This is a genomic window from Pseudomonas sp. P5_B2 (assembly GCF_056400445.1).
Genome location: NZ_JBFULH010001180.1, coordinates 1 through 899 on the forward strand (window position 1 = coordinate 1; position 899 = coordinate 899).

At 59.1% G+C, this 899-nt stretch carries 1 protein-coding gene and 1 pseudogene; both read left to right on the top strand.

Features of this window, described 5'->3' with window-relative positions; all coding sequences use genetic code 11:
• Window positions 1-149, top strand: a pseudogene (locus tag AC1DRJ_RS30035) (peptidase M23); the annotation flags it as partial.
• Window positions 150-152: 3 nt separating this feature from the next.
• The coding region (locus tag AC1DRJ_RS30040) for an anhydro-N-acetylmuramic acid kinase (RefSeq protein WP_477805319.1) at window positions 153-899 on the top strand (747 nt) is incomplete at its 3' end.

The window sequence follows — 899 nt, forward strand, 5'->3', positions numbered from 1 at the left end:
GTGTGCACGTCGATCCACTAGGCCAGAAGGTGGCGATGGCTGATCCAATTTCCAAAGGCGAGCGCGCACGTTTCCTTGCGCAGAGCCAACCGCTGATGGCGCGCATGGATCAAGAGAAATCCACCATGCTGGCTTCGAGCAAGCGCTAAGACATGACGCTCTATATAGGTGTGATGTCCGGAACCAGTCTCGATGGCCTGGACATCGCGCTGGTCGAGCTCTCCCCGGCGATCAAGCTTATCGCCACACACTACATTCCCATGCCTGAATCCCTGCGCACCGAGCTGCTTGGCTTGTGCGCCAGCGGCCCGGACGAGATTGCCCGCTCTGCCATCGCCCAACAAAACTGGGTAAAACTGGCGGCCCAGGGCATTCATACCCTGCTTGATCAACAAAACCTGAAGCCCGAAGACGTTCGCGCGATTGGCAGCCACGGCCAGACCATTCGCCACGAGCCGGCACGCGGCTTCACGGTACAGATCGGCAACCCTGCCCTGCTGACCGAGTTGACCGACATCACCGTTGTCAGTGATTTCCGCAGCCGTGATGTTGCCGCTGGTGGCCAAGGTGCACCACTGGTTCCAGCCTTCCACGAAGCCTTGTTTGATGAACGCGCAGGTCATCGCGCGGTGTTGAACGTTGGCGGATTCAGCAATCTCAGCCTGATCGAACCCGGCAAACCCGTTGCGGGTTTCGACTGCGGTCCGGGTAATGTGCTGCTGGATGCCTGGATTCACCAGCAACGCGGCGACAATTTTGATCGCGACGGCCAGTGGGCAGCTAGCGGCGAAGTCGAACCGGCACTGTTGAATGAACTGCTGAGCGATCCTTTCTTCGTGACCAAAGGCCCTAAAAGCACCGGCCGCGAAGTGTTCAACCTGCCCTGGCTGACACTTCAC